The sequence below is a fragment of the Pedobacter aquatilis genome (assembly GCF_032678405.1).
Lineage (GTDB): Bacteria > Bacteroidota > Bacteroidia > Sphingobacteriales > Sphingobacteriaceae > Pedobacter > Pedobacter aquatilis_A.
On the sequence record NZ_JAVTSJ010000002.1, the window covers coordinates 635,012 to 649,780 of the forward strand.

The 14,769-nt window shown below is 38.5% G+C and carries 16 protein-coding genes; 7 read left to right on the forward strand and 9 right to left on the reverse strand.

Annotation, left to right across the window (positions count from 1 at the left end; genetic code table 11):
• Positions 1-11 precede the first annotated feature (11 nt).
• Complete coding sequence (locus R2R71_RS08225) at positions 12-389, forward strand: DoxX family protein (protein WP_316830785.1); 378 nt, start codon at positions 12-14, stop codon at positions 387-389.
• Positions 390-459: 70 nt separating this feature from the next.
• On the opposite strand, the gene R2R71_RS08230 is transcribed toward R2R71_RS08225, so the two are convergent.
• The 4 genes from R2R71_RS08230 to R2R71_RS08245 form a co-directional block, all read right to left on the reverse strand.
• The gene (locus R2R71_RS08230) at positions 460-1,017 is read right to left on the reverse strand and encodes an isochorismatase family protein (protein WP_316830786.1); all 558 of its coding nucleotides are present in this window, start codon (positions 1,015-1,017) and stop codon (positions 460-462) included.
• A 2-nt stretch (positions 1,018-1,019) separates the two neighbouring features.
• Positions 1,020-2,279, reverse strand: a complete 1,260-nt coding sequence (locus R2R71_RS08235) for an MFS transporter (protein ID WP_316830787.1) — start codon at positions 2,277-2,279, stop codon at positions 1,020-1,022.
• A 17-nt stretch (positions 2,280-2,296) separates the two neighbouring features.
• The gene (locus R2R71_RS08240) at positions 2,297-2,731 is read right to left on the reverse strand and encodes a MarR family winged helix-turn-helix transcriptional regulator (RefSeq protein ID WP_316830788.1); all 435 of its coding nucleotides are present in this window, start codon (positions 2,729-2,731) and stop codon (positions 2,297-2,299) included.
• 117 nt (positions 2,732-2,848) lie between these two features.
• On the reverse strand, positions 2,849-3,046 hold the full coding sequence (locus R2R71_RS08245) for a hypothetical protein (RefSeq protein ID WP_316830789.1): 198 nt from the start codon (positions 3,044-3,046) through the stop codon (positions 2,849-2,851).
• 156 nt (positions 3,047-3,202) lie between these two features.
• Here R2R71_RS08245 and R2R71_RS08250 point away from each other — a divergent pair, with 156 nt between their 5' ends.
• Both R2R71_RS08250 and R2R71_RS08255 read left to right on the forward strand, forming a co-directional pair.
• Positions 3,203-4,078, forward strand: coding sequence for an oxidoreductase (locus R2R71_RS08250; protein ID WP_316830790.1), 876 nt, complete (start codon positions 3,203-3,205; stop codon positions 4,076-4,078).
• Positions 4,079-4,206: 128 nt separating this feature from the next.
• Complete coding sequence (locus R2R71_RS08255; RefSeq protein WP_316830791.1) at positions 4,207-5,010, forward strand: AraC family transcriptional regulator; 804 nt, start codon at positions 4,207-4,209, stop codon at positions 5,008-5,010.
• A 54-nt stretch (positions 5,011-5,064) separates the two neighbouring features.
• Here R2R71_RS08255 and R2R71_RS08260 read toward each other — a convergent pair whose 3' ends face one another.
• Complete coding sequence (locus tag R2R71_RS08260; RefSeq protein ID WP_316830792.1) at positions 5,065-6,990, reverse strand: carbohydrate-binding domain-containing protein; 1,926 nt, start codon at positions 6,988-6,990, stop codon at positions 5,065-5,067.
• A 180-nt stretch (positions 6,991-7,170) separates the two neighbouring features.
• Here R2R71_RS08260 and R2R71_RS08265 point away from each other — a divergent pair, with 180 nt between their 5' ends.
• Positions 7,171-7,467, forward strand: coding sequence for a Dabb family protein (locus tag R2R71_RS08265; protein ID WP_316830793.1), 297 nt, complete (start codon positions 7,171-7,173; stop codon positions 7,465-7,467).
• A gap of 62 nt (positions 7,468-7,529) precedes the next feature.
• On the opposite strand, the gene R2R71_RS08270 is transcribed toward R2R71_RS08265, so the two are convergent.
• On the reverse strand, positions 7,530-8,471 hold the full coding sequence (locus R2R71_RS08270) for an NADP-dependent oxidoreductase (RefSeq protein ID WP_316830794.1): 942 nt from the start codon (positions 8,469-8,471) through the stop codon (positions 7,530-7,532).
• An 85-nt stretch (positions 8,472-8,556) separates the two neighbouring features.
• Between R2R71_RS08270 and R2R71_RS08275 the strand changes: the two genes are divergently transcribed.
• The gene (locus R2R71_RS08275) at positions 8,557-9,396 is read left to right on the forward strand and encodes an AraC family transcriptional regulator (protein ID WP_316830795.1); all 840 of its coding nucleotides are present in this window, start codon (positions 8,557-8,559) and stop codon (positions 9,394-9,396) included.
• Positions 9,397-9,448: 52 nt separating this feature from the next.
• On the opposite strand, the gene R2R71_RS08280 is transcribed toward R2R71_RS08275, so the two are convergent.
• Entirely contained in the window at positions 9,449-9,673 is a 225-nt protein-coding gene (locus tag R2R71_RS08280; RefSeq protein WP_056087622.1) for a CDGSH iron-sulfur domain-containing protein, read from the reverse strand.
• A 169-nt stretch (positions 9,674-9,842) separates the two neighbouring features.
• Here R2R71_RS08280 and tssD point away from each other — a divergent pair, with 169 nt between their 5' ends.
• Positions 9,843-10,340 carry a type VI secretion system tube protein TssD gene (tssD, locus tag R2R71_RS08285; RefSeq protein ID WP_316830796.1) on the forward strand — a complete coding sequence of 166 codons (498 nt, stop codon included), beginning with the start codon at positions 9,843-9,845 and terminating at the stop codon, positions 10,338-10,340.
• 51 nt (positions 10,341-10,391) lie between these two features.
• Here tssD and R2R71_RS08290 read toward each other — a convergent pair whose 3' ends face one another.
• Positions 10,392-12,902 carry a zinc-dependent metalloprotease gene (locus R2R71_RS08290; protein WP_316830797.1) on the reverse strand — a complete coding sequence of 837 codons (2,511 nt, stop codon included), beginning with the start codon at positions 12,900-12,902 and terminating at the stop codon, positions 10,392-10,394.
• Positions 12,903-13,120: 218 nt separating this feature from the next.
• Here R2R71_RS08290 and R2R71_RS08295 point away from each other — a divergent pair, with 218 nt between their 5' ends.
• A complete protein-coding gene (locus R2R71_RS08295) occupies positions 13,121-13,693 on the forward strand; it encodes a hypothetical protein (RefSeq protein ID WP_316830798.1) in 573 nt (190 codons plus the stop codon).
• A gap of 45 nt (positions 13,694-13,738) precedes the next feature.
• Here R2R71_RS08295 and R2R71_RS08300 read toward each other — a convergent pair whose 3' ends face one another.
• Positions 13,739-14,521, reverse strand: a complete 783-nt coding sequence (locus R2R71_RS08300) for an alpha/beta hydrolase (protein WP_316830799.1) — start codon at positions 14,519-14,521, stop codon at positions 13,739-13,741.
• Positions 14,522-14,769 lie beyond the last annotated feature (248 nt).

Here is a 14,769-nt window from a genome sequence, read left to right on the forward strand (position 1 = left end):
AAAAAAAGAACATGAACTCAAAAACAGTTAACATTATTTATTGGATATCAACAGTTTTAGTATCACTGATGATGATTTTTTCGGCTTATTCTTATTTCAGTAATCCTGAGGTAAAAAAGGGCTTTCAACATTTAGGTTTTCCAGATTATTTTAGGATTGAGCTGGGCATAGCAAAAATTTTAGGTGCACTGATTTTATTAGCACCGGTTAAGGGACAAATAAAGGAGTGGGCCTATGCTGGTTTTGCCATTGTGTTTGTTTCTGCTTTTATCGCACACACTGCATCAGGCGATCCAATTGCGAACCGGTTTGGACCGGTGGTATTTTTAGCGGTGCTTTTATTGTCTTATTTTACTTATTGCCGACTAAGAGTAGTAACGAAGCCTTAATTTTTCTCCAAACGATTTTCCGCAGGATATTGATGTGATAACCTGCGGAAATCTTGGTTTTCTGTGGGAATTAAAGATTTTTTAACAGCTGAACGATATCTTCTGTTTTGCCAACCTCGCCAATTCTTGGAAAAATTCGTTTCAGGCTATGTTCATGTGCATCTGCGAATAAATCTGTCATTGCATCTTCCGCGAAAGTAAGGTTATAGCCTAGCTCATTCGCATTCCGGGCAGTTCCTTCTACACCAATACTTGTAGAAATTCCCGCTAAAACAATTCCTGTTATCTTTCTTTGCTTTAATTCTTGATTAAGGAGTGGATTGGTAAATGCATTCCAGGTTTGTTTGGTAATGAATATATCTTCAGGTTTTGTTTTAATCTGTTCAGCAATTTGCAGCCATTCAGTTGTTGGCTCGAAAGAGTTTTGTTTGGCATCTTTTCTTAAAATAGTACTTGCAGGGTTTACGTTAACCACTACAATTGGCAGTTGTGCAGCCCTGAACGCGTCAACCAATGTTGCTGCGTTTTGTAAAATATGCTCAACCTTATGAATAACCGGCATCGCAGTAATTCCGTTTTGCAAATCAATTAAAACCAGCGCGGTATTTTTATCTATCTCTGTAATCATATCTATATTTTTTCTAGTACAAGTTCACTAACGGGTTTAACGGTTTGTCTGTTTTTAATTTCGCCTTTATATAACCTTCTGTACGATAAGCAACCCATCAGCACAGCTATCGCTCCCTGAAAAAGTACGGTGTTTTGTGTGCCGATTAACTGTGATATACTACCAATTAACAAGCCACCTAAGGGTTGCATCCCAAAGAAAGCCATGGCATAGAAACTAATAACGCGGCCTCTCATATTCGGATCGACGGTGGTTTGAATTAATGTATTGCTAATGGTTATCTGAGACATCATACCGAAACCTGAAATGGTTGCAAAAATTAATGCAGCAGGATAAAAGGTAGTGTGGGAAAATAAAGCCAGGCCTGCACCAAATATCAGTGTATTGATTGCCAATATTTTCCGAAGATTTTTGCCTGGCTTTAATGAAGCTAGAAATATAGCCCCAGAGAAAGCGCCCAGGCCAATTACACTATCAATAACACCAAATGTTGAGGCCGTTCCCTGAAAAATATCTTTTGCGTAAACTGGAATTAAAGTGCTGAATGGCAAAACAAATAAGCTAATCAGCGCCAGCATAATTAAAATATAGGCTATTGATGGTGTTTCTTTTATATAGGCGAAACCTTCTTTTAGTTCGCCCATTATATTTTTAGTATGTGGTTTGGAAACATATTTCGGCAGTCGCATCATTAATAAAGAACCGATAACAGCTATAAAACTTACTGCGTTAAGTCCGAAACAAACATCGTCACCAAGTTTTTCTAATGCCAGGCCTGCCAAACCGGGGCCGATTAATCTTGATAAATTAACCATCGATGAGTTTAAAGCCAGTGCATTGGGTAAGTCCTCTTTGTTGTCAACCATTTCATAAACAAGCGATTGCCTTGCCGGAACATCAAACGCGTTGATTAAGCCAAGCAATGCACTTAAGGCAATAATCTGCCACATTTCATAATGTTTAGTGAAGATTAAAACCGTCATCAGGATTGCCTGGATCATTGAAGCGATTTGGGTAATTAACAAGAGCTTGTACCTGTCGTAGCGGTCGGATGCGACACCGCCTATGAAGGAGAAAATAAAAGATGGGAATAAACTGGCGAAGAGCGTGAGCCCAAGCATGAAGTTAGAATGTGTTTGCTCGTAAACCACCCAGCTTACGGCTGTTTTTTGCATCCATGTTCCGATTAGAGAGATGGACTGACCACCAAAATAAAGGCGGTAATTTCGACTTTTAAATGCATTGAATGTACTGATGTTCATAATTTAAGGCCATCTGATTAATAATTAACCAGTTTTGTTAAAGGACCTATAGCTTCTTTTAAAATTAACTGTTCCTGTTCTGTGCAAACTTCTGCAATAGCTTTACCTAACCATTCGTCGCGTTCGTGCCTTACCTGTTCGAGCATTTCTTTTCCGGTAGCAGAAAGCGATATATGTACTTTTCGCTTATCACTTTCGGATGCTGTTTTGGAAATTAAATTAAGCTCGGCAAGATGATTTAGTAATGCTCCCATAGATTGGGGCGTGATTTTCTCAAGCACCGCTAGTTCTGCCGATAATAAATAATCATGTTGCTCGAGCAAAACTAAAACCGAACGTTCTGTTTGAGACAGAACCGTATTTGATGGAGATAACTTACGCAGTTTCCGGTTTAATCTGGCTAAAACCGGGCGAAGTTCTGAAGCAATTAGGTTACTTTTTTCTGTGCTCATATTTGTAAGTAAAACTTATAAGTTTACCTTACAAAGGTAATGCAAAATTTTAATTGATTCCTGATGTTTATACTATTTGACATTAAAAAGATTTAAAGCTGATAGTATTAGATAAAGCTACTTTTTCCAGCCTTCCTGCATTTTCTTATAGGCCTTTTTACTGATTTTCGATTTCTTTTTTGATCGCGATTTACCTTTCTTTTTTCGAGCATTGATGTTATTTACCAGCGAATTTTTAACGCCGAGTTTATTTTTTTTAGTCCCTTTATTCTTCTTTTTGCCACCTTTTTTACTTGCAGCTTTCTTTTTTCCCATAAGGCATATTCAATTAATCTTTTATCAAACATTAAATACCAGGGCTTAGTTTTTGCTGCACAGGAGCGTGAGCTTTTTAACAAAATTAATTGAGCTTTTTGGCAAAATTTTGTTTTACTAACCACTGTAACTTTGACTTAAACAAAAAATATAACAATGGAAAAAGTTTGGTTTATAACAGGCAGTTCCCGCGGATTGGGAAGAAGCCTTACAGAAGCAGTTTTAGCAAAAGGAGATAAAGTGGCAGCTACCGCCAGAAATATAGACGCCTTAAAGGATTTGGCTGAAAAATATAAAGAACAGTTGTTGCCGCTGACTTTAGATGTTACCGATTATGATCAGGTTCATCTGGTAATTGAAGCTGCTGTTGGGCACTTTGGAAGAATAGATGTTTTGGTTAATAACGCTGGTTTTGGAATTGTTGGTGCTACAGAAGCATTTACAGATGAGCAGGTTCGAAGTCAGCTGGAAACAAATTTATATGCACCAATTGAAATTACCAGGGCTGTTTTACCCCATATGCGCAAACAGAAATCAGGACGGATTTTGCAAATTTCATCAATTGGCGGGCGTGTAGGTAATCCTGGTGTGAGCATTTACCAGGCAGCAAAATTTGGCTTAAGTGGTTTTAGTGAAGTACTTGCAAAAGAGGTTGCTGCTTTAGGTATTTTGGTTACGAGTGTAGAACCAGGAGGTTTTCGTACCGATTGGGCTGGCGACTCTATGACTTATGCACCAAGAATTGAGGGTTATGAATTGGTTGATAAACGAACTGAACTCTTTCAAAGTGGAAATTTTGTGCCAACTGGCGATCCGCAAAAAGCAGCATTAGTTATGCTTAATCTGGCAGAACACCCAGCACCGCCAGTTCATCTGGTTTTAGGTAGCGAGGCAATTGGAATGTTAAAACACGCTGATGAAGTAAGAACTGCTGAAATGGAAAAATGGATGGAGGTGAGTTTGTCAACCGACCACGATGAATCCACAAATTTTTTCGATACCGATTTGGGCAAATCCTTTATTAAACGGTAACTGTTTTTTTCTTACTGGAAAACAAAATCAGTTAGATCCTGTTTAAGCATCTTCAACAGGCTCTAATTGATTTTAAAATTTGACTTAAAATTAGAAACTACTGAAATTCTAAACCTTATTTTAGCCTCATGGCAAATCATATAGAACGTACCGGAATTCTTTACTCCTGTTACCAGCAAAAAAGCAGTGAGGGTGAGCAGTTTATTCCTAATCATACTTTCGGATATATTATTTCTGGCTCATCAGAGATATTTATTGGGGGTAAAAAACATGTTTTTAAAGAGGGAGATTTCAGGTTTTTCAGGCGAAACCAGCTGGCAAAATATACCAAGTACCCATCGGCCAACGGCGAATATAAATCAGTATCAATTATTCTCGATCAGGAGAATCTGAAAGCTGTCAGTGCCGAATATCGTTTGCAGATGGAACACCCCGATAATACTATTTTCGGATTGGGTTTAGAACCAAAAAAATTGCTGGTTAATTATATGGACTCGATTAAACCTTATCTGGAAAAAGACAGCACTTTAAACCAGGCACTTGTAACATTAAAAGTTAAGGAAGCGATACTGATTTTGTTGCAAACCAATCCGGAATTAAAGGATGTTTTGTTTGATTTTACCGAACCCGGCAAAATAGACCTGGAAGCTTATATGAATGAGCATTATAAATTTAACGTTGATATTTCGAGGTTTGCCTATTTAACCGGGAGAAGTTTAGCAACTTTCAAAAGAGATTTTGAAAAAATTTTTAATACGTCACCAAATAGATGGATTCAGCAAAAAAGGCTTGCGGATGCGCATTATCTGTTAAAAGAAAAAGGCTGGAGAACAGCTGATGTTTATATGGAAGTTGGTTTTAAGGATTTTTCGCATTTTTCCTTTGCATTTAAAAAAGCGTACGGAATTGCACCGTCAAAGTTAACGGCATAAAAAAAGCACCAACCACTTCTGGTTGATGCCCGTAAAAACCACTATGAAAAAATCTTATTTACTTGCCGAAGTAACCATAGAATTGGTGGTGAAACTTGTTAGTAAAGTACCCTTTGTATAGGTCGATCCTAAGTACAAACCCCTGTATATTGTTGTTCCGCCAGTAACACTACCGGAAGTATAAATATTATATGTTGTATTGGATGCTAGCCCTGGCATGCTAAATAACAACGTCATTTTCGAGGCGTAAGATCTTGGAACTTTGAAAGTAAACAAATCTGTACCTGCCGCATTTTCTACATGGATTAACTGATCAGCCGATGCTGTACTGGTAAATAAAACCGATGGTTGCGTGCTCACGCTTGCCGTAGGTGTGCTCGAGGCGCCACCAATACCAATTAATGTACCACCGGTTATTTTAAAAGTATTATTATCGCAATCAAAGCCTTCTTCAGGGCTTGTGTAACCCGATGAAACAATTAATCCTCCGGTAACAGTAATGGTACCGTTACTATCAATACCATCATTTAATGTACTATAGGCATAAATGGTTCCTCCGTTGATAACAATTTGCGAAGCAGCATTCAGGCCATCATCATAGGCTACAGCTTCTACTGTTCCACCATTAATGGCTAAAATTGCGCCACTTTCTAAACCCTCTGCGCCGGTACCGGTTGTACGTACGGTAACTGTACCATTGTTAATGGTTAAATTTCCATCACTTTTAATTCCTTTGGCAGCAGTGTCATCGCTTCCGTAAGTAAATTTGGCACCTGTAGTGTTCACTGTAATCGTACCATCGTTAATGGTCAGTGTTCCATCAGCACTTATACCTTTGCCGCCACTTCCTGAACTGGTAATGGCTAATGTACCTTTATCCATTTTAAAATTACCACCGGCTTTTATACCAGAAGCTGATGAAATGTCCTTATCGGTTGTGTCGTAAAATGCTGCACCGCTGGTTACAATGGTGGTATTTGTATTGGTAATGGTTAAGTCTTTTCCGGTATGAAAACCTTTGGCTCCGCTCCCAGAGATACTTAATTTTATAGCATCAGTGCTGTTAATGGTTAAAGCACCTTCGCTTTTTATCCCGTCGCCGCTTTGTCCGGTCGTTGTGATGGTAATTGTTCCGCCATTGATTTTTACGGAAGGATCTATTGATGAATCTGTACCATCATAAGTGGCAGCAAGGCCATCATCAACACTTGAAACAGTTAAAATTCCTTTATCAATTTGAATGTAACCTTCTTCCGCTTCAATTCCATCGCCTGAAGATGTTATATTTAAAGAACCTCCCTCCATCTGAAAATAATCATTCACATGAATTCCGTCAGATACGGCGCCTGTTATACTTATCACCCCTCCTTTAATGTCGATGTAATCATCACTGCAGATTGCATGTTTATAATTTCCCTTTACAATTAAACGTCCATTTCCTGAGATAACCAATTGTCCGTTACTAAAGAAAGTGCCTTTCATATCTTCAGTCCCGCTTGCGGTATAAGTACTGCCATCAATTAGCCTGTTGGCAGTTTCGCCTACCAGTGTAACCGTTGCTTTTTTACTGGATTGTATGTTCAAAGCCGGGCCATCGGTACTAATAATATCGGCCCCATTTAAAACCACACCAAATTTGTAATCACTGTATATTTTTACCGAACCACTTGTGGTAGTACCTGAAATAACATAATTAACCTCAGTAGAAGGGATTGTTGAAGTAATAATTACCTTTCCGTTTGTATTTGTTATTGTTACACCCGATGAAGCATAAGGATTTGTAACGGTTGCTACATTGCTGGCATAACTAATCACTACCGCGTTTGTAACTGTGGTATCTTTTGTATTGGTTTCTATTGTGGCATAGGTATCGGTAGTGGTGGTAGTTGTTTCATCGTCAGATGACTTTTTGCATGACGAAAATGCAAAGATCAAAGTGACAGCAAATGCTGAAAGCAAAAGGAGTTTAGATGGTTTCATCTTCAGGTTACAGTTTATATATGATTACTAAACTATAATTAGCTGCTGAATGAAAATGTTAAGACTCTACGAAAGGCTGAATTGAATCGATTAAAGTGTTAAAATATAGTTAAGGCATAATTTTACATTTAGAAACAGGCTGCTTGTGGCATATCCTTATATTTGAAAAAAATTAAATTCATGATCGCACACCACGTATTATTCTGGCTAAAAGCCGACACCACTGATGAACAAAAGGCCGCTTTCCGTAAAGGTTTGGAAAGCCTTGAAAAAATTGAAGTGGTTAAAACTTTCCATGTTGGAACACCAGCACCTATTGAAAGGGCTGTTGTTGATACAACTTATACCTTCAGCCTGATATTGTTTTTCGAAGATTTAGCTGCACACGATGTTTATCAGGTACACGATTTGCATAAAGCATTCTTAGAAGAATTCCGCAGCTTGTTTGAGAAAGTAATTATTTACGATGCTGAATAATAATTAGCATCGCTATAGCCTGTAGATTTTTTAATTTCTACAGGCTAATTTTTTATCTGTCTTTAAAGTTCGATAACAATTTTCCCTACTGTTCTTCCACTTTCTATCTGAAGATGCGCCTCTGGTATCTGATCAAATGAATAGGTTTTTGATACATGAGATTTTAGTATTCCCTTTTCCAATAAGGCCGCAAGCGTTTTCATTTCATCGCCACTGGCATATACCAACATGTTTTTTCCGGTAATACCAAGGGCTGCTGCTTTTTCAGCAACATCCTGATTTAAGCTTGAAACAATACTCACAATTAACCCGCCTTTCTTCAAGATTTTTAATGAACGGTCAATGTAGTCGCCACTAAAAGTATCCAGAACGAAGTCGATGTTGCTAACAACTTCTTCAAAATGCTTCGCCTGGTAATCGATGTGTTCATCTGCACCTATTGATAAAACGAAGTCCCTGTTGGCCGCAGATGAACTGGCAATAACATAAGCTCCTAAATGTTTGGCAAGTTGTATGGCATAATGGCCAACGCCACCAGATCCTGCATGTATAAATACCCGGTCGCCAGCTTTAACATTGCCATGAACAGTTAAAGCCTGCCATGCGGTTAAGGGTGCCAGCGTTGCAGCAGCAGCTTCATTATGGCTGATGTTTTTTGGTTTTAAGGTAATGTCTGATGGATTGGCAACCACATATTCGGCATATGCGTTTCCCAGTTCGGGAAAAGCAAGCATCCCAAAAACCTCATCGCCAATTTTATATTCAGTAATTGCCGTGCCTGTTTTGGTAATCTCGCCTGAAATATCCCATCCCAGAATTACAGGCAGTTTATCTTGTATCCTTGCAGCCATACCCTTACCTGCTCTTGTTTTCGCATCAACAGGATTTATACTGATTGATTTCACTTTGATCAATACCTGATCATCATTTATAGCTGGAATTTCTATATCGGTTGGGATGAGATTATCTACACCTCCGAATTCATTTAAAATTAATGCTTTCATTTTTCTAAAATTTATTAATCAAAATTATACCAATAAAAATTAATTAATTGGTATATGTTTTCTTTAATTTGGTATTTTTGCAACTATGGCAAGAGAAAATTTATACGAACCTTATTCTATAGTTTATCAAACACTGGATAGCTGCCCTAAGTTAGAGCATAAACATAATTTTTTTGAACTGGTGTACATTCAATCGGGTAAGGGTAGGCAATGTATTAACCAAAGTAAATTTTCTTATCATGCCGAACACATGTTTCTGCTTACACCAGAAGACTGCCACTCTTTTGAGGTGGAAGAAACAACTGCATTTTTCTTTCTGAAGTTTACCGATATCTACCTGAAAAACAGTGGTCTTTTAAGTGAAAATGTGAAAAGGCTGGAATTTATTTTACAAAATGCCAACCACCAGCCAGGTTGTATTTTAAAAAATCAACGCGATAAAAAACTTGTTTCATCAATTGTGGCTTCTATTAAAGAAGAATATGAACAGAAAGATGTTTACAACCAGGAACTGATTCAACAGCTCATTAATACATTAATTATTGTTGTTGCCCGTAATATTGCTAAATATTTGCCTGAGCAGGTTAATGTTGGGGTAGAAGAAAAGGCGATGGATATTCTGCAATACATACAACATAATATTTATTACCCCGAAAAATTAAAAGCAGAAGCGATAAGCGATAAATTTCAGCTATCTGAATCGTACCTCGGTAAATACTTTAAAAAACATGCCAATGAAACATTGCAGCAATACATTACCAATTATAAAACGAAGCTTATTGAACACAGGCTTCAATTTAGCGATAAGCGCCTGAATGAAATTGCTAGCGAATTTGGCTTTACTGACGAGAGCCATTTTAATAAGTTTTTCAGGAGGCAAAAGGTGAGTAGCCCGAAAGAATACCGAAGGTTGGTGAGGATGTAGAAAAATCATTTCATCATGCCAAATGCTATCCGGCATGATGAAATGTGAAAGATTAAACTTTTTTTGGAGGAAGATCAAATGCAATTGCTTCGTGCTCAAAATGGCCGTTATGTGCGCCGTCACAAAATGGTTTATTTTTAGATAGGCCGCATCTGCAAATTGAAAGAACCGTTCTTCCCTGTAAGCCATATTCGTTTCCGTTTCTATCTACGATTTCGAAATCGCCTTCTATTTTAACTGAACCGTTATTGTTAATTGTAAGCTTTGTCTTAGACATATTATGTTTTGTTTGCCTCAAAATTAGAACAATTAAAGCCGGGAATGTAATTTCATTTTAATTTAGAACCGTTCTCTTGTCGCTGTTTCAGATAGTTTCTGTTTGCTTAATAATCTAGTAATCAGTATATTTAAATTAGCTAATCATTTTAAAACTAATCAGAACGATTATGGCACTTAACGCTTATTTATCTCTAAAAGGAAAAAGAACGGGTGAAATTAAAGGCTCGGTTATACAAAAGGGAAAAGAAAATAAAATTCTGGTCATTGCGGCCAGCCATCAGGTCAGCACTCCAACAAATCCGGCATCAGGAGCAGCTATTGGCAGAAGAGTTCATTCGCCATTTATTATTACCAAAGAGCTCGACAAATCGAGCCCGTTATTATACAGCGCCCTTACTACAAATGATTTTATTACCGAATGGAAGCTTGAATTCTGGGGGCCACAGGCTAAAGCTGCTACGGGTGTTGGTACTGAAGTGCAAAAATATACCGTTCGGCTAACAAATGTCAGAATAACCAATATTCATTTTGTTATGCCTAACGTTAAAGACCCTGAGTTGGTAAAATATGTAGAGTATGAAGAAGTATCATTTACCTACGAGAAAATAGAATGGCTTTGGGTAGATGGCGGAATAACGGCAGCTGATGATTTGAAGTCGGTTTAGAAAATAAAAGCATCAATCATTCTCGATTGATGCTTTTATTGCACAATGCTTTTATTTCCAGTCGTCGATAAAATCCATGCCTCCCATACCTATTGGTGCACCTGGAGGCATTACCTGTGCAGGTTCAGGCTGGAATTTTGAAGGTGATTCTTCAAATTCTTTAATTTGCGATAAGCCATAAAGAATGTTGGCTTTTTGTTTTGGTTGAGCTTCTCTTAGCCTTCCGTTCATCCACGATTTTAGCTCCGCAATCTCCAAAAGGGCTTCACCTCGAACACTTTCAGAAGCACGGCTGTTTGCAGCCAGTTGCAACAGGTATTTTAACGTAAGGTTATTCACCATAACCTGTAACTGCCCTTTGTAGCCTGATACCGGTTCTGCTTTCCACGTTTTTGCAACCAGTTTTTCAATTACAGCCATTAATCCAGGTTGTTCCGAATCGCGTGAGTTATATTCTACCAAACGGGATGCACGTTCGGCGTTTAATAAAGAAGAAATCGTTTCATTTGCAGCGGCTTCTGAGGTAGCAATCGGGTCGAAGGTTGGACCGGTGTAACCACTAAAGGTTTCTGCAGATGCAGGATAACCCGAAGGGCGTGGAGGAATTTTTTGAATTAAGCTTTCAGGTAGAGCTAAAGCTTCGGGACTAACTGTTGCAAGTAATGCGTCAAAAGCCGCCCACTGTTGTGCAGGTTCAACCATTTTAGTCGCTTTCTGACCATCATTTTTAACTGCATGTGTAAAGTAAAGTCCACCAATATTTTTTGCAACCGCCTCTATTTCATAACGATGAAGTAAATAAATCGGTACTAAAACTTCTTCAAGCGTTGCCATTGGGGCATCTTTAACAATTGCCTTTTCTGAGAAATTATCGAGAACCTGCCTCCTGATTTTCATCAGCCTGTTTAGCTCTGTAATGGTATTTTCTCCATCTTCCCATTGGTTCGCATTTGGATGGGTATATCCGCCAATATCGGGAATATATTGGAAGCCTTGTTTTAAGGTCTCGTTCATGATTTTATCCAGCTCTGTATTTTCATCAGCTCCTTTAGGGAAATCACTATAACCCCATATAATAGCCCTTTTATCCCAGCTGCCTATGCCTTTTGCATAAGCATCAGATAAATCAATACTGCCATCAGCTCTTTGCTTTATTCTAGGAAAGGGGTAATCCATTACCGAAGCACGTTCTTTAGGGCTTGCTGCAAAATTGTGGTTTAAACCGAGCGTATGGCCAATTTCATGTGCCGATAATTGCCTTATTCTGGCAATTGCCATTTCTTCCATAGCTTTGCTTACAGGTTTGCCGTCGGTATAAGGTTGAAGCAAACCCTCGGCAATTAAATAATCCTGGCGATGGCGGTCGGAACCTAAGGTTACCACTCCTTTTATAATTTCACCTGTTCTTGGATCGCTGTAAGATGAGCCATAAGAAAAAGCCCTTGGGCTTCCGGCCCGGGTAATCCAGTTTACTATGTTATAACGGATATCCATTGGATCGGCGCCTTCCGGGAGTTCTTTCACCTGAAAAGCATCTTTGTATCCGGCGGCTTCAAAAGCTTCATTCCAGAATGCACCACCTTCAATTAACGCTTTTTTTATCGGTGCAGGAGCGCCTCTGTCGATATAATAAACAATCGGTTTTACCGCTTCGCTTACTTTGGCGTTTGGATCTTTTTTCGCCAGCCGATGTCTGCGTGTGAAACGCTTTATCAAGGGTTCGGACATTGGTGCGGAAAAATCAGTATAGCTAAAAAGCTGGTAACTCGAACGAGGGTCGAATTTCCGTTGTTTAAAATTATCATCAGGTAACTCTACAAAAGACTGATGCATCCTAACCGTAACTGCATTCGCATCGGGTGCCAGATTTCCTCTTCCGCCTGGTGCACCTCCAGTAAAAGTAAGCATGGCTTCAAATTCGGTGTTTTTTGGGAAATTTTTAGTGTTCGGCAGGTAAACTGCCGACCTGGTTTCATCTACACGATAGGTCCCGCCTCCTGCTGCAGCACCTCTTCCACCTGCGCCTCCCGAAGAAGCAGGTGCACCCATAATTCCACCAATATTCTGGCTGTCACGGATAATAAAAGGGGTCAAATCGATTAAGGTTTTATTGCCCTCAGTAGCAACGGGAGCGAAACCCCAGATTACCGATTTTGCAAATGAACCTTCAACAGTTTTTATCTCATCAGGATTCCCATTGCCGGCACGATAAGCAAGATTAGGCTCAAGTAGAAAAACTTTAGGGCCAACTTTAATAAAGCGTGCAACGTTTGTTGAAGCACCGCCACGCTCAGCATTTCTGCCCGCTCCATCAGTTAATGAGCTGAAGTAAAGAAAGTCTTTGTCAAACTGATCTAGCTCAAGAAAAACCTTTCCGGTTTTTTCATCATAATAGAAGTTAAAATAGCCTTCCTGTTTTTTGAAATCTTTTGTAAAAGCAGCAATATTAGTTGCAGGGGCTGGCGATTGCGCCCTTTCGCCCGTGGGAGCAGTTTGTGCCTGCAATGGATGGTAAGAAAATAAGGGCACAATAAGTGCCAAAGCGTAAAGTTTTTTAGTCATATGGGATAGTTGTTTGGTTCGAAGGATACAAATACTATTATTGGAATTACAACGATTTGCATAACAAATATAATTTAAAGGATGATTAACAGTTGCTTAGCTCCGTAACTTTTTGATGGCGCAGTCAAATTAATTTTTGGTGATTTTTTGAGTTTCGGAGTAGCGTTTTTAAACTAAATAACGTTTATCTTTAAAAGAGTACTAAAATTTCTGAAAACATGCGCTATTTACCATTACTACTTTTAACGTTATTATCCTTTGGATGCAAGAAAGGTGCTGAAAACGGAAAGGTTGTTGAGCTATTTGTTGATCATTATGCGGTGTCGGGGCAGCAAATGATTTACACTTTACCAGAAAAAACATTGGCATCAACTTATCTTGAAGGATTTGATGAACGAGAACTGGGTTATACCTACAAAGTTAGGGCAACGGTTTATATACCTGATGTTGCACCGATGGATGGCCCAAGCAGGTGGTATAAATTTGTTAAGGTAATTAGCAAGGATATTTATACGGGGACAGAACCATTCGATATATCATTAAAAACAAACAATATTTTCGCTACAACAATTGCTTTCCGTTTGGACAACCAGGTTTTTTACTACGGTAATTACATTCTCAGACCGGAAAATGATGCAGTTAAAAAACAACTCGAAGATGTTTTGGCACTTCGGCAGAAATTTGAAACGGATTCGGGGTACGCGGCAAAAGTTTTAATTGATGCAACTGTTGTGCACGACCCTAATAACAGGAGCAACGGATATTTAGTGAAATCTGTTAAAATACGATAATGCCTTATCAATAAATATTCGAAGTCTATGTAGGATTTCGAATATTTATGCTTTTAAGAATTCTTTAATCAGCATTGCTGTAGCTTTTGGCTGAATACTTCCTTTTACCGTTGTGCAAATTTCGCCAATACATTCGCCATGAACGCCTGGTAAAACAATCAATTTTGCCTCAGGAATTAACTCCGACATTTTTATCGTGTGCTGCACAGTAATTACATCTTTATCGGCAACAATGAGTAAAGTCTTTGCCTTAATCGATTTCATAGATTCGTCAGCATAATCTTTAAAATTTAGCATTCGGTTTTTATCTTTCTCAAACATTGTTTGTAATCCTTTTTCACTTGGATTTACTTTGAGATAAGCTTTTTTCAATGGTTCGGGCATATTGTCCAAAGAAGCATTTTGCATGCCATCAAAGAAGCCTGCTATTAGTCCATCGCGTTTATAACTTGCCGAAACGGGTATTATTTTATTTACGATTTTTGGATGTCTGATTGCGATTTGTAAAGTTGTCGTTCCGCCATTGCTAAAGCCCAGGATGTTCACCTTTTCTATTTTAAGGTACTTAAGTAAGGCTGCAACATCATCAGCATCTTGCTCAAAAGTTTCAGGTTGGTTTCTATCGCTTGTTCGTCCATGGGCCTGTAATTCTACAGCTATGATTTTACCATAATCAGAAAGTAGTGGCAAAAGATTTCCAAAGGAAGTTTCAATAGTCGAGCCACCCCCATGTATTAACACCAAAGGTATGTTGCCCTCGCCACGGATTTCATAGTACAATTTTATGCCGTTTACTGGCGCATAACCGGTAATAATATTTTTATTCATGTTATTACTTCTCTTCGCCACCGCGGGCGTAGACCATAAAAATAAAAGTGATTCAACTAACATAAAAATAACGATTAGGTTGGATAATTTTTTCCTTTTTGTCGCCATAACAATTTTCGGTTAATCAAATTTAGGTGAAACTAAAGATCAAAAAAAGGTTTAGTTGAGACAAAGTAGGGGACGGAACAAGACAATTAAATAAGTTAAGTTGTAACAACTGTTTGCTATTTTGTATCTTAGTTTAAATT